The sequence below is a fragment of the Micromonospora sp. NPDC006431 genome (assembly GCF_042870725.1).
Classification (GTDB): domain Bacteria; phylum Actinomycetota; class Actinomycetes; order Mycobacteriales; family Micromonosporaceae; genus Micromonospora.
This window is the reverse complement of sequence record NZ_JBIAHQ010000016.1, coordinates 21,854-42,109: the sequence shown is the minus strand read 5'-3', so window position 1 is coordinate 42,109 and position 20,256 is coordinate 21,854. Positions and strand designations below refer to the sequence as shown.

At 73.5% G+C, this 20,256-nt stretch carries 16 protein-coding genes; 6 read left to right on the top strand and 10 right to left on the bottom strand.

The genetic code is table 11. The features are described 5' to 3' along the window. Positions 1–9 precede the first annotated feature (9 nt). From ACFYM6_RS24520 to ACFYM6_RS24485, 8 genes are all read right to left on the bottom strand, one after another. Complete coding sequence (locus tag ACFYM6_RS24520; RefSeq protein WP_387279051.1) at positions 10–450, bottom strand: acyl-CoA thioesterase; 441 nt, start codon at positions 448–450, stop codon at positions 10–12. After that, on the bottom strand, positions 447–6,200 hold the full coding sequence (locus ACFYM6_RS24515; protein ID WP_387279271.1) for an SDR family NAD(P)-dependent oxidoreductase: 5,754 nt from the start codon (positions 6,198–6,200) through the stop codon (positions 447–449). The genes ACFYM6_RS24520 and ACFYM6_RS24515 overlap by 4 nt, the downstream gene beginning before the upstream one ends. A 47-nt stretch (positions 6,201–6,247) precedes the next feature. Further along, positions 6,248–7,252 (bottom strand): enediyne biosynthesis protein, encoded by a 1,005-nt coding sequence (locus ACFYM6_RS24510; RefSeq protein ID WP_387279049.1) that lies wholly within the window; start codon positions 7,250–7,252, stop codon positions 6,248–6,250. 5 nt (positions 7,253–7,257) lie between these two features. Beyond that, positions 7,258–9,231, bottom strand: coding sequence for a CRTAC1 family protein (locus ACFYM6_RS24505; protein WP_387279047.1), 1,974 nt, complete (start codon positions 9,229–9,231; stop codon positions 7,258–7,260). 3 nt (positions 9,232–9,234) lie between these two features. Then, a complete protein-coding gene (locus ACFYM6_RS24500; protein ID WP_387279045.1) occupies positions 9,235–10,209 on the bottom strand; it encodes a DUF1702 family protein in 975 nt (324 codons plus the stop codon). A gap of 171 nt (positions 10,210–10,380) precedes the next feature. Then, positions 10,381–11,379 carry a DUF1702 family protein gene (locus ACFYM6_RS24495; protein ID WP_387279043.1) on the bottom strand — a complete coding sequence of 333 codons (999 nt, stop codon included), beginning with the start codon at positions 11,377–11,379 and terminating at the stop codon, positions 10,381–10,383. 112 nt (positions 11,380–11,491) lie between these two features. Next, a complete protein-coding gene (locus tag ACFYM6_RS24490) occupies positions 11,492–12,571 on the bottom strand; it encodes a carboxymuconolactone decarboxylase family protein (RefSeq protein WP_387279041.1) in 1,080 nt (359 codons plus the stop codon). Positions 12,572–12,863: 292 nt separating this feature from the next. Continuing rightward, positions 12,864–13,976, bottom strand: coding sequence for a carboxymuconolactone decarboxylase family protein (locus ACFYM6_RS24485; RefSeq protein WP_387279039.1), 1,113 nt, complete (start codon positions 13,974–13,976; stop codon positions 12,864–12,866). A gap of 82 nt (positions 13,977–14,058) precedes the next feature. Here ACFYM6_RS24485 and ACFYM6_RS24480 point away from each other — a divergent pair, with 82 nt between their 5' ends. Beyond that, on the top strand, positions 14,059–14,520 hold the full coding sequence (locus tag ACFYM6_RS24480) for a winged helix-turn-helix transcriptional regulator (protein ID WP_387279038.1): 462 nt from the start codon (positions 14,059–14,061) through the stop codon (positions 14,518–14,520). A 43-nt stretch (positions 14,521–14,563) separates the two neighbouring features. Here ACFYM6_RS24480 and ACFYM6_RS24475 read toward each other — a convergent pair whose 3' ends face one another. Continuing rightward, a complete protein-coding gene (locus tag ACFYM6_RS24475) occupies positions 14,564–16,219 on the bottom strand; it encodes a GMC family oxidoreductase N-terminal domain-containing protein (RefSeq protein ID WP_387279036.1) in 1,656 nt (551 codons plus the stop codon). After that, a complete protein-coding gene (locus tag ACFYM6_RS24470; protein WP_387279034.1) occupies positions 16,216–16,746 on the bottom strand; it encodes a DUF5987 family protein in 531 nt (176 codons plus the stop codon). Before ACFYM6_RS24470 ends, ACFYM6_RS24475 begins: the two co-directional genes overlap by 4 nt. A 417-nt stretch (positions 16,747–17,163) precedes the next feature. On the opposite strand from ACFYM6_RS24470, the gene ACFYM6_RS24465 reads away from it, so the two are divergent. The 5 genes from ACFYM6_RS24465 to tsaA all read left to right on the top strand — a co-directional run bounded on the left by ACFYM6_RS24465 (position 17,164) and on the right by tsaA (position 20,228). Continuing rightward, entirely contained in the window at positions 17,164–17,760 is a 597-nt protein-coding gene (locus tag ACFYM6_RS24465; RefSeq protein ID WP_387279032.1) for a hypothetical protein, read from the top strand. A gap of 40 nt (positions 17,761–17,800) precedes the next feature. Continuing rightward, positions 17,801–18,373 (top strand): copper resistance CopC family protein, encoded by a 573-nt coding sequence (locus ACFYM6_RS24460; RefSeq protein ID WP_387279030.1) that lies wholly within the window; start codon positions 17,801–17,803, stop codon positions 18,371–18,373. A 30-nt stretch (positions 18,374–18,403) separates the two neighbouring features. Further along, positions 18,404–19,207 carry a TIGR03084 family metal-binding protein gene (locus tag ACFYM6_RS24455; RefSeq protein ID WP_387279027.1) on the top strand — a complete coding sequence of 268 codons (804 nt, stop codon included), beginning with the start codon at positions 18,404–18,406 and terminating at the stop codon, positions 19,205–19,207. A 77-nt stretch (positions 19,208–19,284) separates the two neighbouring features. Next, positions 19,285–19,749 (top strand): chorismate mutase, encoded by a 465-nt coding sequence (aroH, locus tag ACFYM6_RS24450; protein ID WP_387279026.1) that lies wholly within the window; start codon positions 19,285–19,287, stop codon positions 19,747–19,749. Between the two features lie 47 nt (positions 19,750–19,796). After that, positions 19,797–20,228, top strand: a complete 432-nt coding sequence (gene tsaA / locus ACFYM6_RS24445; RefSeq protein WP_387279024.1) for a tRNA (N6-threonylcarbamoyladenosine(37)-N6)-methyltransferase TrmO — start codon at positions 19,797–19,799, stop codon at positions 20,226–20,228. The last annotated feature ends 28 nt before the right edge of the window (positions 20,229–20,256 follow it).

Below are 20,256 nucleotides of genomic sequence, written 5' to 3'. Positions count from 1 at the left end.
CCTGTCGGGTCAGGCCCGGGTCAGGGCCCGGTACGGTTCCAGCGCCCGGATCAGCGGCTCGGGCACCCGGGTGGGCACGGTGCGGGTGTTCGGCCCGCGCATGCACGCCACCCGTTGCCGTCCCCGGGCGATCAGGGTCTCGCCGCCGCCCGGGTCCAGGCGTACGTAGTCGAAGCTGAACTCGACCTGCGTCTGCGCCAGGTCCACCAGCCGCATCCGGATCGACAGTTCGTCGAACGCGGTGATCTCGGCGAAGAACTCGCAGTCGACCTTCAGGGTGAACAGCTTGAGGTCGCCCTGCAGATCGGCCAGCACCTCGGGGGCGTTGCGCTTGAGGAACATCTCCCGGCACCGTCCCTGCCAGCGCAGGTAGTTCACGTAGTAGACGTTGCCGACGATGTTGGTCTCCTCGAATCCCACGACGTGCGGGTACTCGAAGTAGTCGCTCACCGCTGCTCCCCCTTGCCGGTCAGGATCGCGAAGACCACCGGCTCGGCGCGGTCGCGCAGCCGGGTCGACAGGGTCGCCACCGCCACGGTGCCGGCGGTGAGCACCACCCAGCCGTCCCGCCTCGGCGGGGTCAGGGTCAACGGGGCGCCCGGCAGGCCCGCCTTCTGCAGGCACTCGACGGCGGTCCAGACCCGGCTCGCGGCGACCTCGACGCTCTCGCCGGCCTCCCGGGCGATCAGCTCCACCAGGTCGTCGTGCGAGCCGAGCAGATCCCGCCAGGCCTGCCGGTCCCGCGGCCGGACCTCCTCCACGTCGCAGGCCAGCGGCCCGGCCCCGGCCACCGCGAGCGTCACGCCGGCGCCGTGCGCGGCGGAGACGACCCGGTCACCGTCGATCTCGGGTGCCCCGTCCGGCCGGTACCGCACCTGGACCGGGGCGCCGACGGCCCGGCCGACGGCCACCGCGGTGCGGGCCCGCCGCCCGGCCACCCCGTCGGCCTCCGCCGGACCGTCCGGCTCCACCGCGACCGCCACCGCGGCGCCGACCAGGTCGCCGAGGGCGCGTTCCAGGTAGGAGCCGAGCAGCGGCGCCACCCAGGGACCAGCCCCGCCCTTCTTGCGTACGGCGTGCAGGCGCAGGCCCGCCCAGCGTTCGACCACCTCGCCACTGTCGTCCCGGACGGCGATGTCGTAGACGTAGGTGTCGCCGTCCCGGCTGCGCTCGGTGGCGCAGTAGCGCAGTTCCCGATCCGCGGCGAGCCGGGGACCGCCGGGGTGGATCCGTTCGATGCCCGCCGGAAGCAGCGTCCCGTCGGGCACGCAGACCTGGTTGCCGTGCATCAACGCGTCCCGCATGCCGGGGTCGCCGAGCAGCAGGTCGCCGGGGAGGAACCCGGCGAACCAGTCGGTGCCGCCGACCACGGCCACGTCCACGTCGACGTGCCGGGCCGCCGCCCGGTGGTAGCGGCGCAGCCGCTGGAACCGGCCGCCCTGGAACAGCGTGTCGCCGTACAGGTCACGCTGCGGGTCGAGCGGCACCTCCGGCAGCCCCGCGCCGACCTGGTCGGGCGGCCCGGCCGGCGTCGGATCGGTGGAGAAGACCAGCCGGGCCCGGAAGTGCTCGGCGGCGAAGCCGGTCTCCGCGCTGCGGATGGCCACCTCCGCGGTGTCGTCGTCGGTGACCACCGCGGCGATCCGGATCGTGGTGGCACCGTCCGGCGGCACGACGATCGGCCGGCTGAACTCGGCCTGCTCGATGCGGGGCACGGTGCGGCGGCCGGTGAGGGCGGTCGCCACCTGGGCCATCGCCTCCATCCCGAACACCGCCGGGAAGAGCAGGTTGCCGTCCAGCAGGTGGTCGGCGAGGTAGAGGTCGGATCCGGCGCTGAGCGTGGTCTCGCAGACCAGCTCCACCCCGTGGTAGTGGACCAGCGGCTTGTCGACGAACCGGAGCAGCGGCAGCTCGGGCCGGTCGTACCGGACCGTGTCGATGCCCTGGGTCCGCCCGCTGACCACCACCACCGGCGGCGCGTCCGGGTCGGCGACCAGGCGCCGCATCAGCGCCACGCCCTGCTCGGGTGAGATCGGGGTGACGCCCTCCCGGGCCAGGCTCTCCACCACGGACAGCCGCTCCCCCATGCCCACGCCCGACCAGACCGACCACTCGAGGCAGAGGGCGCGGCACTTCGGGTGCTGGCGGCCGAAGTCGGTGGTCAGGCCGGCCAGCCACTCGTTGGCGGTGGCGTAGTGCGCCTCGCCGCGCAGGCCGGCGCGGCCGATGATGCTGCCGAAGGTGACCAGCAGGCGCAGCCGGTCCGGGTCGACCGCGTCGAGCACGGCCCGCAGCCCGCCGACCTTCGGCGCGAAGGTACGCCGTACCGCCGCCATGTCGACGCCGGTCAGCGCGACCGGCTCGTTGCGGCCGGCGCCGTGCAGCACCGCGGTGACCGGTCCGAGCGCCTCGGTCACCTCGGCCACGGCCCGGCGGACCTGCTCGGCGTCGGTGACGTCGGCGCGGGCGTAGTGGACGGTGACGCCGCTGTCGGCCATCCGGCGCAGGTTGGTCGCCAACTCGTCGTCCTCGGCCGGGTCGGACCGGCCCAGCACGGCCAGCCGCGCCCCGGCATCGGCGGCCAGCGCGAGCGCGCACTCCGCCGTGATGCCCTTGCCTCCGCCGGTGACCAGCAGCACGTCGTCGGCGCCCAGCGGCTGTTCGGTCCGGCCGGCCCGGACCGGCAGGGCACGCAGGACGGGCACCCGGCGTACGCCGGTCTCGTCGTAGTGGACCTCGGCGTAGTCCGCCGTCGCGGCGACCTCGTCGAGCACCCGGTCGACCATCTCGCCGGCCTGCGGGGCGTCCACGACCGTCACCCGCAGCTGGGGCGCCTCCAGCCGCAGCGTCCGGGCCAACCCGGCCGCTCCGGCCCCGTGCTGCAGCAGGACGAACCGGGTGCCCGGGCCGGCCGCCAGCGCGGCGCGGGCACCGAGCAGCGCCAGCTCCAGCTGCTCCTCGGCACAGTCGGGTGGCAGGCAGACCAGTACCCCCGAGCCGACCCCACGCTGCTGCAACGCCTGGCGCAGCCGCGCCGCGAGCGGGTGGTCGTCGGGGGCGAACACCTGCCAGCGCCCGTCGCTCTCCTCGGCGCGCACCGCCGGCAGCGCCGCCACGTCCAGGTCGACGCGGAACGCCCTCGCCCAGGGGGCCGCGCCGGTCACCACCGGCGCGGCCCCGGTCTCGCCGGGCCGGGCGGTCGCCGCCAACTCCTCCAGCGCCTCGGCCAGCTCGCGGACCGTGGCGGTGGCGAAGTTGGTCGGCGTGGCCGAGGCGGCGATCCCGCGCTGCTGGGCCGCCTGGTTGACCACCTGTCCCACCGTGATGGAGCTGAGGTGCAGGTCGTCGAGGAGCCGGCTGTCGCCGTGCACCATCTCGACCGGCAGCTCGGCCCGCTCGGCGGCGAGCCGGCGGAGCAGGTCCAGGCTGGACTCGCCTTCGCGGGCCGGCTCGACCACCCCGGCCGGCCGTGCCTCGGCGGGCCGGGCGGCCTGCCGGACGGTCACCTCGGGGGCCTGTTCGCAGGGGCTGCCGAAGAAGGTGAACGTCTGCCCCACCGCCAGCGGTCGCACCAGCCGGCCGTGGAACAGCCCGCTGTGCACGTCCGGCGCACCCACGACGTACGCGGCCGCGACCACCCGCAGCAGCCCGCCGAGGGACTCGTCGTCGGTGTCCAGGGCCACCGCGGGAATCTCGGTCGTCGCGGCCGCCAGACCGGTGAGCACGTGCCCGGGCCCGACCTCCACGAACAGGTCGATGTCCTTGGCCGCCACGGTCACCGCCTGCTGGAACAGCACGGCGTCGGTGATCTGGCGGTGCAGCAGCGCCGGGATGTCGGTGTCGGGGCCGAGCACCTCACCGGTCACGGTGGAGACCACCGGGCGGCCGACCGGACCGAAGTCCTCGGCGGCGAGCCGCTCGGCGAAGGCCGCGGCGGCGGGGGCCACCAGCGGCGAGTGGAAGGCGTGCGACACGTTGAGCCGGGTCGCCCCGAGGCCCGCCTGGCGGGCCGCGTCGCAGAACCCCTCCACCGCCTGGACCGGGCCGGCCACCACCGTCTGCTCCGGGCCGTTGTAGCCGGCGACGACCAGTGCGGTGCCGTCGATCATCCGGGTCACGGTCTCGGCCGAGGCGGCGATGCCGGCCATGGTGCCGGAGGCGCTGTGCTCGGCCATGGTGCCGCCGCGTACGCCGGCGACCCGCAGTAGGGTCTCCCCGTCCATGGCACCGGCCCAGTGCAGGGCGGAGAGCTCACCGAGGCTGTGCCCGACCGCCACGGCGGCCTCCAGCCCGAGGTCGGTGAGGGCGGTGAGGCCGGCCATCGAGCCGGTGACGATCCGCGGCTGGGCGACCGCGGTGGCCACCATGTCACCCGAGGTGGGCAGGGCCGCCCGCCGGTACACCTCGTCGACCTCCGGGAACCGCCGCCGCAGGGCGCCACCGCTGGTGCCTCGGCCGGAGCCCTGACCGGGGAAGAGGTAGCCGATCCGGGCGGTGCCGGTGGCGTGGTTGAGGAAGCAGCGCCCGTCCGGGGAGAAGAGCCGCGCCTCCCCGGCGTCCAGCGCCTCGGCGATCCGCTGGAGCTGCCGCTCGGCCTCCTCGGGCGAGGAGACGACCACGGCGGCCCGGTACGGCAGGTCGCGCAGCTCGCCGTGCAGGGTGGCGGCCAAATCGGCGAGCTGCGCGTACGACACGTGCGGCACGAACTCGAGCAGCTTGGCCACCCGCTCGCGCAGATCTGCCACGGACAGCGCGTCCAGCAGCAGCAGCTCCGCGTCCTGGCGGGACGAGGCGAGGCTGCGGGTCCGGCTGTCCAGGGTGGAACGGCGGCGCGTCTGACGCTTCTCCAGCACCACGTGGGTGTTGATGCCGCCGAAGCCCATCGCCGTGATGCCGGCGCGGACCGGCACGTCGGTGGGCCAGCGCTCCGCCTTCGGCAGCACCCGCAGCGCCGCGTCGTCGCTGGTGAGCAGCTCGTGCGGGTCCACGCAGCCGATCGCCGGCGGCAGCACCTCGTGGTGCACGGCCATGGCGGCCTTGATCAGCCCGGCGACGCCGGCCGCCGCCTTGGTGTGGCCGATCATGCCCTTGATCGAGCTGATCGCGGCCGGAGCGGCGGCGGAGTCGGCCGCCTGCCGGGCGGTGGACAGCGCCCGCAGCTCGGTGGCGTCGCCGACCGCGGTCCCGGTGCCGTGCCCCTCGAAGAGGCCGACCGTCTCGATGCCGAAGCCGGCCCGCTCGTACGCCCGGCGCAGCGCCAACTGGTAGCCGTTGACCTCCGGGCGGGTGATGCCGCCCTTGCCGTCGGAGGAGATGCCCCAACCGGCGATCGTGGCGTAGATCCGGTGCCCGGCCTCCAGCGCCTCCCGCTCGCGCATGAGGACGACCATGCCGCACCCCTCGCCGGGCCAGAACCCGTTGGAGTTGCGGTCGTACACCCGCATCTCGTTGCGGGCGAGCGCGCCGGTCTTGGCGAACCCGACGATCTCGAACGGGTCGATGGACAGGTCCACCCCACCGGCCACGGCGACGTCGACCTCGCCGTCGAGCAGCGTCTTGCAGGCGGTCGCCACGGACAGCAGGGAGGACGAGCAGGCGCCGTCCACGGTGTAGCCGCCGCCCTTGAGGTCGAAGTGGTTGCAGATCCGCCCGGCGATGGTGTTGGAGAGGCCGCCGGCGAGGGTGTCCTCGTCGATCTCCGGGAACGGCGACTTGTAGCGGGTCTCGAAGTCGGCGAGGAACTCGGCGAGCTGGTCGTCGTTCCAGTCCTGCTCCTTGAGCGCGGCGGCGACCATCCGCCGGACGTACGGCCAGCGCAGCCGCAGCTGGTTGGCCCGGGAGAACTCACCGGTGAGGCTGTTGCCGACGATGACGCAGGTCCGGTCCCGGGGCAGCCCCTCGGCCATCGGGAAGCCCGCGTCGGCGAGGGCCGTGGCCGCGACGTCCAGCGCCAGCCAGTGGGTCAGATCGGTCGAGCGGAACGTGCTGCCGGCCACCTTGTAGGCGACCCGGTCGAACTCGTACCCCTCGATCACCGCGGCGTTGCGGGCGTAGAACCGGTCCGGGGTGGCCGGGTCGGCGTCCCAGTAGTCGTCCAGCCGCATCCGCACGTCGGGCAGGCGGCGGAACGCCCGGCGCCCGGCGATCGCGTTCTCCCACAGTTCCCTCGGTGAGGTGGCGTCCGGGTAGCGACACGCCATACCCACCATGGCGATCCTGCTCTGATGATTCGCTCGCTGACGCTCGCTCATGCCGGCACCGCCTTCTTCTCTCCGCCCATCGGAGTGCCGTTGACGTTCGCCGCTGGCGCGGGCGAGACCGGCGCGTCCCGCAGGGCGGCCGGCGGCTTGTCGGCCCGCTCGCGGGCCTTGTTCACGAAGTGCAGCGACCAGTGGAAGATGCCCCGGCCGAGGCACACCAGCGCGGTGGCGAAGAAGATGCCGTACGCGATCCCCGCGCCGGTGAGGAAGGCGTACACGATCGCCACGCTGGCGCCGAAGATGAACTGGGGCCAGGGCTTCGACGGGCTGGTGCCCGGGTCGGTGACCATGTAGTTGGTGAAGAGGACGAAGGCGGTGCCGGTCATCATCGCCAGCGCGCCGGGGATTGAGGTGTCCAGGATCAGGCCCCGGACGACGGCCTGGAGCGCGAAGACGAGCACCCAGCCGAGGATCAGCCACATCCGCCCGGTGAGCTTTCCGTTGATCATGGTGCCGCCGACGATGATCAGGGCGGGCAGCGCCCAGTCCAGCGGCCCCGAGATGTGCTCGGTGAAGTGGTACGGCGGGGCGATGCTGGCCCACGGGAAGACCAGCAGGATCACGGTGATGCCGAAGTTCGACGGGTTCATGTAGTGCCGCATCCGCCCGCGTACCGGTGCCTGGAGCACCCACTTGGCGCCGATGGCGACGCAGACCCCGAAGATCAGCGCGATGATCTGGTCGTTGACGTAGATCAGCATGTTCATCGCGAGGCTGGTGATGTGGGCCGGGTAGAGGAACTCGACGAAGCCGCGGAAGCCGTTGCCGGTGAACCGGGGGCGGCGTCCCTCGGCGCGGGCGCCGATCACCTCGAGCACGATCTCCAGGGAGTAGCCGGTGGCCAGGGCCACGAACGGCCAGACGAAGGGCTGCTCGAATCCCAGCAGGGTGTAGCCGACGATGTTGAACACCGTGATCGAGATGGCGAAGTTGCGCAGAGCCTTGATGACCTTCGGGTCATGACGAGGCGCGCCGATCGTGGTCGCGGCCATCAACGTCACCTTTCCTGAGCCTGGGAGCCGAGCTGGATGTCGTGCCAGCCCGGGGACAACTGGAGCTTCTGTTCGTGGGTCCGGCCGTCCCGGTCGCGCCAGTTCAGCTGCACGCCGACCGGGCCGGAGACGTCCTTGCCGAGGCCGATGTGAGCCTCGTTGCTGCGCTTGCCGGAGTGCCCGCTGCCGCCGTCCACCCGGGTGATGAAGGTGCGGCCGTCGGAGGTGGTGACGGTCACCTGGGCGCCCACGGCGGGAGATCCGGAGACCGGCCGACCGGCGCTGGTCTGGCCGGCGTCCGCCGCCGGCTCGTGGGTCAGGCGCAGCCCGAGGAACGCCCCGACGGACGGGCTGTCGTTGTGGTAGAACACCGGCTCGTCCCACTGTCGGGCGACGGCGAAGTCCAACCGACCGTCGCCGTCCGCGTCCCCGGTGGCGATGCCCCGGGTCGGCACGGGGATGGCCAGGCCGAGCTCGCCGGCCAGGTCGACGTACCGGCCGTCGCGTCCCTTGGCGAAGAAGTGCAGCCGTTGGCTGCCGCCGATGTCGTCACCGGACTTGACGTGCGGCCACCACAGCGGGTTGTCCAGCAGGTCGTCGTTGGCCGTGGCCAGCTCCTGCAGCTGCGGCCAGCGGTTGACGTCGCCCTTGACGAAGCCGGTCGCCTGCGCCACCACGAGCTGCCCGCTGTTGTTGAAGTCGGCCATCTTGACGTCCCAGCCCCAGCCGGACCAGGCCAGCCCGAGCGGCGCGCTGCGGTCGTCGAACGGGGCCCGGCCGGCGGTCAACTGCCGGCGCAGGTCCTCCCGGTCCTTGGCCGAGCCGATGAACGCGAAGTGGCTCTCCTCGATGCCGAACGAGGTGGTGATGTTGCTGACGAACATGTCGTACAGCCCGTCGCCGTCGAGGTCGCCGTAGTCGATGCCCATGCCCTTGAACGAGTCGAGCCCGACCCGCTTGGACTTGGGCACCACGGCGCTGCTGCGGGCGCTCTGGACCAGCTCGAAGGCGATCTTGCCGGGGACCGAGCGGTTGTGCAGGAAGCGGTCCGGGCCGAAGTCGTGCGCGAGGTACAGCTCCGGCAGCAGGTCGCCGTCGACGTCGTTGGCCCCCGCGGCCAGCGCCCAGCCCTTCGACACCTCCCGGGGCAGGACGTTGTCCACCTTCTGGAAGGTGGCGGTCGGGCGGAGCCCGGCGGTCGCGCCGGTCCACCGGAAGAAGTAGTCCTCGCCGCCGTTGAGGCCGTTGGACATGGAGTGGTTCATCTCGACGCCGCCGAAGACGGTGTCGTCGAGCACCGGGCCGTGCGGGAAGTAGTTGGCGACGAAGATGTCCACGTGGCCGTCACCGTCGAAGTCGTCGACGGCGACCGCGTTGGTGTTCCACTGCGGCTCGGTGTACTCGGTGGTCGACCCGGGCACCAGCTCGGTCGGCTGGTAAACGTCCATCGACAGCGCCCGGGCGTCGGAGCGGGCGAGGTAGAGGATCGGCGTCCGGCCCCAGAAGTAGACGAGGAGGTCCATCCGGCCGTCCTCGTTGAAGTCGCCCGGGACGCAGCCCATCGGCGCCATCGCCTTCTTCATCGGCAGCGGCTCCGGCCGCAACGCGAACGGGGCGTAGCGGTCGCTGCGGGCGCCCGGCGTCGGGGTGACCGTCACCTGGTCGGTACGCGGGTCGGTCACGCACAGGTCGTTGGCCAGCCCGTCGCCGTCCAGGTCGTTCATGGCGATGGCCGAGCCGACCGAGGAGATCCAGGCGTCGATGTTGCGGTACCGCTGGTTGACCTTCCGGATGCTCTGCTGGGGGAAGCCGCCCGGCAGTGCGATGGCCGTGGGGGTGAAGGCGAAGCCGTCCGCCAGCTGCTCCCGCTCCGCCGCGGAGGCGCTGGGCAGGCGGGACGCGAAGAACAGGCTCACCACGAGGATGAGGGCGACGACCCCGGCGAGGTGCCGACGAAGCCAGCCGACTGTCATGGACATGTGTCAGTTCCTCCCGATGGCCACGAGGTCGTTGGCGACCCGCTGTCGCCAGAGTTCGTACGCCGGTAGCTGGTCGCCGTCCGGTCCCTCCGGACGGCGCTGGTCGGTCAGCGCGGACGCTTCCGCGGGCGTCATGCCGCACAGGACGGCGGTGCCGGTGGTGACGTGGGGCACGACCAGGCCGGCCCGGACCCGCGCGGCGGCCGCGAAGGCGCTGCCCTGGGCCACCTGCGGGCGGTAGCGGCCGGCGCGGCGCAGGAAGGAGCGCAGCTCGTCCTCGTCGGCCCCGCCGGCGTAGGTGGCGGCCAGGCCGGCACCGCTCCACAGATCCGCCCGCCGGTGCTCGGGGAAGCCGTCGATGGTGTCGGCCACCCGGTCCGCCGCGGTGCCGCAGACGAACCACAGGGCCCGGCCGATGCCCTGGTCGATGGCCCGGTTCACGTAGGACCGGGGCCCGCCGGCGGGCCACGGGAACGCGGGTTCCTGGTAGTGGGCCCGGACGTACCGGTCGGTCTTGAAGTACGCCTGGTGGAATCCGTAGCCGTCGAGGGCCAGCCAGCGCAGCAGCGGGTCCGGCAGCGCCAGCCGGCGGAACCGGAAGCGCGGGACCCGCGCCATGGCCCAGCCGATCCCGACGTACGCCATGTAGACGTGTTTGTCGGCGGCGCCGGCGAGGAAGCGCGACACGTTTGTCGACCCGCCGAAGGGCAGGGCGTCGAGAACGGCGAAGCCCATCGTCGCGCCCTCGTAGGCGAACCCCCGAAAACGATTGGGAATACCTTCCAGCCGATGGACGGCGTCGTCGTGCCTTTCCGCCTCGACGGCGAATGCGTAACCGGCGAGAAAGGTTTGACCGATGGTTTCCAGCAATTCCCGGGAAGCCGGGTTCTTCACGTGGAATCCACGCACGTCAAGCCTGGTCTCGGAGATGTTCGGCGTGAGAATTCGGCGCCGGAGCGCGCGCGTGTGACTGGTCAAAGCGCCCCCAGGGGATATCACCAACGGTCATTCCGACGGGTCTGAATGGATTTTGCCAGCCGCCCGGCGGGACTTCTTCTTCTAGGATGCGAAGGGCCGCCAGCAGCACGAATCAACAATTTTGCGGGTGGCTTGATCGCAATTTCACGACCAATCGACGCGACGTCTGAGTCAGCGCACCGGCCCGGCCGACCGCAGGTCCCGGCAGCGCTGCCGGATCCGCTGCCGCCACGCCTCGTACGGTGGCACGTCGCCGCTGCCGCGCAGGTCGTCCGCCACGTCGTCGGCGAGGACCGCCGCGTCCCGTACCGACATGCCGGCCAGCACCTCGGTGGCGGCCTCCGAGTGCCCCGGGACGGTGCCGCTGAACGCCCGGGCCTTCGCGGCGAAGACCGCGCCCAGGGCGAGCTCGGGCCACTCTTCCCCGGCCGCCTCGCGGAGCCGGACCAGTTCCTCCCGACCGCAGCCGCCGGCGAAGACGGCGGCGAGCCCCACCCCGCTCCACAGATCCGGGCGGCGGTCGACGGCGAAGCGACGCACCGCGGCGTCCACGTCCGCCGGCCGGGCGGAGTGGACGAACCAGAGCGCCCGGCCGATGCCCTGGTCGACCGCACGCGGGAAGTAGCCGGCGAACCCCTGCCAGGGATAGGACTTCGGGCGCTCCTGTGCGTCCACGATCCGCCCGGTGTCGAAGTACGCCCGGTCGAAGCCGTACCCGTCCACCGCCAGCCAGCTCATCGTCGGGTGGTACGGCATGCCGGGCAGGTCCGGCAGGACGGTCCGCCACAGCGGGCGCGGCAGCCGGGCCATCGCGAAGCCGATGCCGATGTAGGCGAGGAAGATGTGCGGCCGCCCCGGGCCCAGCAGCAGTTCCCGGGTACGCGTGCCGCGCCCGCCGGGCATCGCGTCCAGGACGGTGCAGGCCATCGTGGCCCCCTCGTAGGCGAAGCCCCGCATGGCCGGCTCGACCAGCTCCAGCCGGCGCTCCAGCTCCCACTGGTCACGCGCGTCGATGCCCCACTCGAAGCCGCAGACGACGGACTGCGGCACGGCCTCCAGCCAGTGGGTGGCGGCGAGGTGCGGGCCGGGGAAGCCCCGGCGGGCGAAGCCCACCTCCGCCAGCGACGGCGCCAGCAAAAGGCGGCGCAGGGCACCCAGAACGGTCGACATGGTTCCTCCAGCGGGTGTGGGTCGTCTGGGGCGGGTGCCTCAGAAGCTCGGCGCGGCAGGGCGCGGCGGAGGGTTCGGTGGTGGCCTGCCGGGAGCGGTCGCACCGGGCCGTTCAGCCCGCGGCGGGCCCCGACTGGGCCGGCACGTAGCGGGCACCGATCCGGCGGGCGACGGCGTAGCTGGCCCAGGCCGCCGCCTCGACCAGGCGCCTGTCGTCGGGGTCGTGGCGCCGGAAGTCCTCCACCACGCTCTCGTCCACCTGATGGGAGGCGAGAGCGGTGAGCAGGGCCAGCCGCGCGGCGGCCCGCTCCGCCGCGGGCAGCCCGGCGACCAGGTCCTCGCACCACTGCCGGCTCAGCCCGGTCTCCTCGCCCCGCCAGTCCGCCAGCCGGGTGTGCACCAGCGCCCGAACCTCGGGCGACAGCGCCCGCTCACCGGCCGCCTCCAGCGCCGCGTACGCCCGGGAAACCGCCTCGGCCACCACGTGGTTCCCGGCGGCCCAGCCGGCGTCCACCGGCAGCGCGGCGGGCGGCAGCAGCGACAGCGATCGGCCCGGCGGGAACGCGCCGCGCAGGGTGGGGCTGAGCAGGTGACTGATGCCCTGCTTGGCCCGCCGGCGGGCGGCCGGCGACAACCGCGGCGGCAGCAGGAAGCTGGCGAGGAAGACGTTGACCATCCGGGTCAGGTAGTGGAAGGCGACCATCACCCCCACCAGCTCGGGACGCTCGGCCTCGGTGAACACGGCTCCCGACGGCATCGGCGCATCCAGCAGGTGCGCCTCGCGAGCCCAGCCGGCCAGCCGCCGGAGGCGCTCGTCGCGCACGTCGTCCAGCCGGTCCGTGGCGATCGCCTCCGCGTCGTCGGGGCCCGCCAGGCCGTACATGTTGGTGCTGTGCATGTCCAGGCAGTACGGGCAGATGTTCGCCACCGACACGGCGGAGGCCACCGCCTCCTTCGCCGACCGGTCCACCACGCCGCCGGTGGTCAGCGGCTCCCGCATCAGCATCCAGTACGCGGCGGTGGCCGGCGGCGACGGCGAGTGCAGCAGCACCGGTGGGACCACCAGGCGCATCTCCCCCGCCACCTGGTCGTACACCTCGGCGACGATGCCCTTGGCGGTCTCCCGCGGGACCGGCTTGACGTACTTGACCTGACGCTGGACGACCGATGAAACGACCCGGCTGGCGAGCACTCCGCCTCCATGGTTGTGCTGATGTGGGCCGGGACCGGAGTCCGACTAGTCCCGGCCCCGGCGGGACGGTGTCCCGGCAGGGCCGGAGCGGAGGTCCGGTCACCTACGGCAGCCGGTCGTGGTCGGCTCCGTCGGGCCCCCGACCGGCGGTCACCGCCCCGGAACGGCGGGACTGGTGCCAGAATGACCGACCGCACCGAGGTGGCAGAACTCCGAGAGTGCGAACCTGAGCCGCCTGCGGCGGGCCCACGGCGCGACCCGTGCCGACCCGGCACGCCGGCGGCATGCCGGCTCACCGCTCGGCGGGCTGGCCCGGGGTCCGGCTCCCGGTGGCCGGGCCGGCGCCGGCCCACATCCAGGTGCCGATCCGGCGGGCCGCGGTGAGGCTGGCCCAAGCGGTCACCGCGATCAGCCCCCGGTCGTCCAGGCCGGCCCCGCGCGCGTCGTCGATCACCGACGCGTCCACCTGGTAGGAGGCGAGGGCCGCGAGTAGAGCCAACCGCGCGACCGGCCGCTGCGCCGCCGGCAGGTCGGCGACGGCCGCCCGGGCCCAGGACCGGCTCGGGCCGAGCGGCCGACCGTCCCACCGGCTCACCTCGGCCGCCACCCGGTCCCGCACCTGCGGGGCGAGCGCCCGGGCACCGGCGGCCTCGATGGCCGCGCCGGCGCGGGCGAAGGCGTCCGCCACGGGCGCGGAACCCCGCGCCCAGCCGAGATCCGCCGGGAGGGCGGCAGCCGGGAGTTGGCCCCGCGCGGTACCGGCGGCGCGGGCCGTCCGGCCGGTGTGCCGCATCACCGTACGCAGCAGCCGGCGCAACGCCGACTGCACGGCGACCGGCGCCGCCGCCGGCAGCGGTGAGTCGTCCAGGAAGATGTTCACCATGCGGTTGATGTAGTGGAAGGTCACCGCGACGCCGATCACCTCCGGCGCCTGCGCCGGCCCGAACGGGGGCGCGGGAGGTTCGGACGGCTCACGGACCCCGCTGTGCCGGGCCCAATTCGCCATCCGGCGCATTCCGGGGTCGGTGACGAGGTCGACCCGGTCCCGCGCGACCGACGTGGCGTCGGGGCCGCCGGCCAGGGCGTCCAGGGCCGTGCCGTGCACCTCCACGCAGTACGGACACCGGTTGGCGACGGAGACGGCCGCCGCCACCGCCTCCTTGACCCCCCGGTCCACCCGTCCGGTGGCGACCAGGGTCTCGCGCAGCATCGCCCAGCAGGCCGCGAGCGCGTCCGGCTCGGGCGAGTGCAGCACCACCGGCGGTGCGAGTACGCCGAAGTCCCGCTCGACCTGGTCGTAGAGCGCGGCCACCGGCGGCGGGGCCGCCGCCGGTAGCACCGGTGTCACGTATCGGATCTCCACTATCGACCGGCGTACGGCCGTCCTGAGCAGCCAGCCTCGCACAGTCCACTCCCTCGTCCCGGACGGCGCCGCCCGGCGGTCCGTCATCATCGGTCGATGTCGACATGGTCACTAAGATGACCGGATGTACAACCGGATCTACGCAGGCCAGACCTGTTCGATCGCCCGTTCTCTCGAGGTGGTCGGCGAGCGGTGGAGCCTGCTGATCGTCCGCGAGGCGCTGGTCGGCGCGACCCGCTTCGACGTGTTCCTGCGCAACCTCGGGATCGCTCGCAACGTGCTTGCCGACCGGCTCGGCACCCTGGTGGACGGGGGCGTGCTGCAGCGGGTGCCCTACCAGGAACGCCCGCTGCGGCACGAGTACCACCTCACCGACCGCGGCCGGGAGCTGGTGCCCGTGATCCTGGCCCTGATGCAGTGGGGGGACCGGCATTTCGCCGGCCCGGCCGGCGCGCCCCGGATCGCCGAGCACGACGGCTGCGGGGGCGCGGCCCAGGCCGTGATGCACTGCGTCGAGTGCGAGCGGCCACTCACCCCCGCGGAGGTGACCACCCGCCCCAACCCGGATCATGTCCCGCCCCGGTGACGCCGGGCCGCCGCGGCGGCCCGGGCGACGGCGCGCCACCCGGTCAGTTCGCGGTGCGGCCGGCCCCCAGGGGCAGGACCCCGCGCCGACCCGCCGTGCCGCCGTCCGGCGACGGAGCGCCGTAGCGGACCTGCACACCCCGCTCCTGGGCGGCCCGCACGATGCCCGGCACCGCGCGTTCGGCGAGCGCCGCGATGGTCATGGCCGGATTGACGGTGAGGGCACCCGGCACGGCGGATCCGTCGGTCACGAAGATGCCGGGGTGGTCGCGCAGCTCGTGCCGGTCGTCCAGGGCGGAGGTGGCCGGGTCGTCCCCGATCCGGCAGGAGGCCAGCGGGTGCACGGTGTAGGCGCCCACCACCTCGTTGGTCCACGGCATCACCCGGGACAGCCCGTCGCGTTCGAGGATGTCCCGCACCGCCGCGTCCGACTCGGCCCAGCCGCGCAGCGTGTTGGGCGTCGGCCGGTAGCGCAGCGCCCCCCGGCCGAGCATCTGCTGGGACAGCCGCTGCGAGTTGCCGGACTCCGGGGGCGGCCCGAACACCCCCTCGTTGTCGTCCTCGCTCATCGTGAAGATGGTCAGCCAGGACCGCCAGCGGCGGAGTAGTTCCTTCTTCTCCGCGCCGAACCAGGTGGGGCCAACGGCGTCCGGCACCTGGGCGAGGATGGTGCCGAAGCCGGGCGGGAAGTACAGCTGCTCCAGCGAGAAGCGGGTGTACTCGGCCAATGACCCGTCCAACTTGTCCCAGCTGGCCACGCACGGCCCCTTGCCGATCTGGTAGCCCTCGTACGGCACGCCGTCGGCCCGGGACAGGCCGAGCACGTCGCGCACCCGGTCCTCGTCGAAGACGGCCGTGTTGAGCCGTTCCCCGTTGCCGGAGAAGTAGCGGCCGACGGCCGACGGCATCGGCCCGAGGTGCGGCTCGGAACGTTGCAGGATCACCGGGGTGGCGCCCGCCCCGGCGGCGAGCACGACGATCCGGGCGTCGATCGCCCCGGCGCCCACCTCGACCCGGTAGTCGACCTCGTCCAGGACGCGGTAGTGCACCCGGTAGCCGCCGTCGTCGGTGCGGGCCAGGTACTGCACCTCGTGCATCGGCCGGATCTGCGCGCCGTGGGCCAGGGCGGCCGGGAGGTAGTTCAGCAGCAGGGAACGCTTCGCGTCGAAGCGGCACCCGGACATCATCCAGTTGCAGTTGGTGCAGCGCTCCCGGTCGATGGCGACCGGGACCGGGTTGGCGGTCCGACCGGCGTGGGCGCAGGCCGCGCCGAACAGCCCGCCGGAGTACGGCACGTCGGTCCAGGTCTGCTGGCTGACCGGCAACGCCTCGGCGACCCGGTCGTACCAGGGGTCCAGGGCGTCCCGGGAGATGGCGGCGGGCCACATGCGACGGCCGATGCTGCCCTGCCGGTCGAAGACGAAGCGGGGCGCGCGGGGCATGGCGGCGAAGTAGACGACGCTGCCACCGCCGACGCAGTTGCCGCTGAGCACGCTCATCCCGTCGCCGATGACGAAGTCGAACACCCGGGTCGAGGACGAGCCGAACTTGAAGTCCTGGTCGAACTCCTCGCCCTGCAGCCACGGGCCGCGTTCCAGCACGACCACCCGGGCGCCGCCGGCGGCCAGGTGGTACGCGGTGATCGCGCCGCCGAAGCCGCTGCCGATCGCGAGGACGTCGGTCTTCTCGGTAACCGTCATGCCGGGCTCCCTGAGGGGGTCGTGTCGGGGTGCGGACGGGCGAGCACCCGGCCGTAGGAGTACTCCGGGAACCGCCAGATCCCGTCCCGATCGGGTGGGTAATAGCCGAGGGTGGCCAGACCGGGGTGGCCGGCGGCGAGCGCGTCGGTGGTGTGCAGGTGCGCGGCGGCGTCGAAGGCGATCGTGCTGAACATGGCCAGGCTCACCCAGGCCTCCCGCTCGGGGTGGTCCGCGCCGGTCAGCTCCTGCACCAACGCCACCCGGTCCGGGTAGGCGAGCGCCACGAACGGCGGTACGTCCGCGCCGGGCGTCAGCCGGTGCTCCTCGGCGTACCGGCGGGCGTGGCCGTTGAGCGCCTCGGCCAGGCCGTCCAGGGCGGGGGCCATCCCGCCTTCCGGAGTGCGCAGCACGTCCACTGCGCCCGACGCGACCGCGCCGCCGCCGGCGGAGACCCCGGCGACGCTGCGATCGTCGGGCGACCGCTTTTCGCCGGGAAGGATCGTGTCGGCGAACGCCTCCAACGTCATCGTCACTGCCGGGTCGGCATCAGGGGTAGTCGGTTGCACTGGCGTGTCTCCTGTCGTCGGTGAGGAGCACTGGTCGGGTGCCGGCACCTGGTCCGGCGGCAGCGGGCGGACGCCGCCCGGCTGCGACCCGTCGGGGTGCCGGCGGAGCGCGGGCCCGGTCCGCCGCGCGCCGGGACGGACCGGCAGCGGCCGCCCCGCACGGGCCGGGTGGCGCTGGCCCAGTACGGGCGGTCCTATCGTCCGAATCGCCGTCCAGACGCCGCATCTTCCCAGTTGCTAACCAGAACCGAGCAGTTCAGAAGCGGTGTGAGGCACCTCAGCCGGCGCTCCGCCGAACTGCGCAACATCGAAGAGCATGGCGTGTCCGGACGCCGTTAGCGTGGCTGGTGCACCCCAGTCACACGGATGGAGACAGTCATGCTCGTCCATGAGGCAGAGCGCGGTCGAGGCCTCGTCGCCCGGATCAACGGCCGGTACCACCAATCGGCGCTCCGGCTCTACCTGCTCATCGTGGTGGCGCACTGGGCCGAGCACCTGGTGCAGGCCTACCAGATCTGGGTGCTCGGCAAACCCCGGCCGGCGGCCCGCGGTGTGCTCGGCCAGTTCTACCCCTGGCTGGTCACCTCGGAGTGGCTCCACTACGGATACGCCCTGCTCATGCTCGTGGGCCTGTTCCTGCTGCGACCGGGCTTCGTGGGGCGGGCCCGCACCTGGTGGACGATCTCGCTCGCCCTGCAGTTCTGGCACCACATCGAGCACGCCCTGCTGTTCATCCAGGCCCAGACCGGCGCCTACCTCTTCGGCGCGAAGGTGCCGACCAGCATCCTGCAGCTGGTCCTGCCGAGGGTGGAGCTGCACCTGTTCTACAACTCGGTGGTCTTCATCCCGATGGTGGTCGCGATGTACCTGCACCTGAGGCCCAGCCCAGCCGAGAGCGCGGCCATGTCCTGCGCGTGCGCGGCGAGCCGCCGCCCGCACCACGAGCCGATGCCGTCCTCGGCGATGCCCGCCTGAGATGGCCGGCCGTCACCTGATCCGGGCAGTGGTTCCGGCCGTGCTCACCGTCGCGCTCGCCGTGCCGGCCGCACCCGCGGCGGCGTCGGGCGGGGACGACGCCACGGCCAGCGTCCCGGCCGACGGGGCCGCCCTGTCCGCCGCGCCGACGCAGGTGGAGCTGACCTTCTCCCGGACCCCTGTCGCGGCCCGCTCGCACCTGGCCGTCGTCACCGAGGACGGCCGGCGGGTCAACCGGACCGACACGCCGACCGCCGCCGGGCGCCGGCTCGTCCAGGCCGTCTCGATCCAGCGGCCCGGTGTCTTCACCATCGCGTACCACGTGGAGTTCGCCGACGGCGGCGAGGCGCAGGGCAGCCGGCGCTTCAGCGTCGGCACCGGGGCACCACCCCCGGCCGCACCGGTGCCGGCGGAGGCGGCGGCGGTGTCGGAACACCAGCACGGCGTCGACCCGGTCAGCGCGGTGCTGCTGGTGGTCGACGGCCTGGTGGTCCTGAGCGCGGTGGCGATGCTGCTGCGGACCCGCCGGCCACGGCACGCCGGACCGGACCCGTCCGCCCCACCCGGGCCGCCCGTCGCCCATCCCGGACCCGGCATCCGGCCGGTTCCCTGACCAGCGCCCGACCGATCGAGAGGAAGACCCGTGACCGCACAACCCGATGTGTACGCCCAACTGACGGCCGAGGGCCAGGACGTGGACAGGTTGGTGGCCGACCTGGACACCGCCGGGTGGGAGCGCCCGACGCCGGCGCCCGGCTGGACCATCGCCCACCAGATCGCCCACCTGGCGGCCACCTTCCGGATGGCCGAGCTGGCGGTCAGCGACCCGGACGCCTTCACCCGGCTCACCTCCGGGCTCAGCGCCGACTTCAACGCGAACGTCCAGCACGCCCTGGCCGGCTACCTCGCCGAGCCGCCGGAGGTGCTGCTCAAGCGCTGGCGGGCCGAGCGTGCGGCGGTGGACGACGCGCTGACCGCGACGCCGCCCGGGCAGCTGGTGCCGTGGCTGGTCCGCCCGCTGCCGGCGGCGGTCCTCGCGGCGGCCGGCATGATGGAACACTTCGCCCATGGTCAGGACATCGCCGACGCGCTGGGCGTGCGCCGGCAGTACGGCGACCGGATCCGGCATCTGGTCGAGTTCGTGGTCCGGACCTGGGACTTCGGCTACCAGTCCCGCGGCCTGGCCGTGCCCGACGTGCAGCTGCGGTTCGAGGTGACCGGGCCCTCGGGGGCATCCTGGACGTTCGGTCCGGCCGACTCCGGCGAGCGGATCACCGGGCCGGCCGCCGACCTCTGCCTCCTGGCGACCCGTCGTCGCCACCGGGACGACCTGGCGCTCACCGCGACCGGCGCCGAGGCGGACCGCTGGCTCGACATCGCCCAGGCCTACCGTGGCCCCGCCGGCGCCGGGCGGCAGCCGGGACAGTTCGCCGACGGGACGGCCTAGGCAGGGCCGGTCACCAGCCGGCGAACCGACCGCGCGGCCGTCGTCGACGGCGGCCGCGCCCGAGCGGAGGTGCCCAGATGCGGCCGGGACAGCGGATCCGACACCGGGCCGGGCCGCCCGCCGTCGTCGTCCGGGCGGTGCGCGGTGCGGTCCAGGTGGAGCGGGACGACCCCGAGGTCGTCGACACGCAGACGCAGTTGCTCCTCACCGAGGTGATGCGCCGCAACGGCCTGACCGCCGCCGATGTCATCAGCATCCTGTTCACCGCGACGCCCGACCTGGTGAGCTGCTTCCCCGCGGTGGCCGCCCGCCGACTCGGGCTCACCGACGTGCCGCTGCTGTGCGCCACCGAGATCGCCGTGCCGGGCGCCATGCCGCGGGTGGTCCGGTTGCTGGCTCACGTCGTCACCGCCCGGCCGGCGTCGGCCCTGTCGCACGTCTATCTGAACGGCGCCGCCCGGCTGCGCCCCGACCTGTCCCCCGCCGAGCAGGTCCGCTCCGACCCGGACCGGCCCGGCGGCCCCGTCGCCGCCAGCGGGTAGGGGCGGCGGGCCTGGTCATCCGGCCCGCCCTGTGCGACGTTGTACGGATGCAGACTCATCCGTCCGGCCCGGAGGCCGCGTTGTACGCGCTGCGGCCCGTCGGCCGGGTCGAGTCCCCGCTGACCGATCCGGCGCTGGCGCGGAAGCAGGGCGACGAGGGCGCGCCGGAGGCGTGGCTGGTCTTCGACGAGACGTACGCCCCGGCGCTGCGCGGCCTGGCGCCCGGTGCGGACCTGCTGGTACTGACCTGGCTGGACCGGGCGCAGCGGGACGTGCTCGTGGTGCACCCACGGGGCGACCGGTCACGGCCCGAGACCGGGGTGTTCGGCACCCGCTCGCCGCACCGCCCGAACCCGATCGGACTGCACCGGGTACGGGTGCGCGAGGTGGCCGGCCTGCGGGTGCGGGTGGCCGACCTCGAAGCGGTGGACGGCACCCCGGTACTCGACCTCAAGCCGGTACTGGACGGCGAGCGCTGAGCCCGACCGGGTCGGCGACCCGGCCGGG

Excerpts from the sequence above, each read along its gene's own strand:
- ACFYM6_RS24470 (WP_387279034.1), bottom strand. The coding sequence starts at position 16,746 with ATGACGTTGGAGGCGTTCGCCGACACGATCCTTCCCGGCGAAAAGCGG.
- ACFYM6_RS24510 (WP_387279049.1), bottom strand. The coding sequence starts at position 7,252 with ATGGCCGCGACCACGATCGGCGCGCCTCGTCATGACCCGAAGGTCATC.
- ACFYM6_RS24505 (WP_387279047.1), bottom strand. The coding sequence starts at position 9,231 with ATGTCCATGACAGTCGGCTGGCTTCGTCGGCACCTCGCCGGGGTCGTC.
- aroH (WP_387279026.1), top strand. The coding sequence starts at position 19,285 with ATGCGGCCGGGACAGCGGATCCGACACCGGGCCGGGCCGCCCGCCGTC.
- ACFYM6_RS24480 (WP_387279038.1), top strand. The coding sequence starts at position 14,059 with ATGTACAACCGGATCTACGCAGGCCAGACCTGTTCGATCGCCCGTTCT.
- ACFYM6_RS24475 (WP_387279036.1), bottom strand. The coding sequence starts at position 16,219 with ATGACGGTTACCGAGAAGACCGACGTCCTCGCGATCGGCAGCGGCTTC.
- tsaA (WP_387279024.1), top strand. The coding sequence starts at position 19,797 with ATGCAGACTCATCCGTCCGGCCCGGAGGCCGCGTTGTACGCGCTGCGG.
- ACFYM6_RS24515 (WP_387279271.1), bottom strand. The coding sequence starts at position 6,200 with ATGGCGTGTCGCTACCCGGACGCCACCTCACCGAGGGAACTGTGGGAG.
- ACFYM6_RS24465 (WP_387279032.1), top strand. The coding sequence starts at position 17,164 with ATGCTCGTCCATGAGGCAGAGCGCGGTCGAGGCCTCGTCGCCCGGATC.
- ACFYM6_RS24495 (WP_387279043.1), bottom strand. The coding sequence starts at position 11,379 with ATGTCGACCGTTCTGGGTGCCCTGCGCCGCCTTTTGCTGGCGCCGTCG.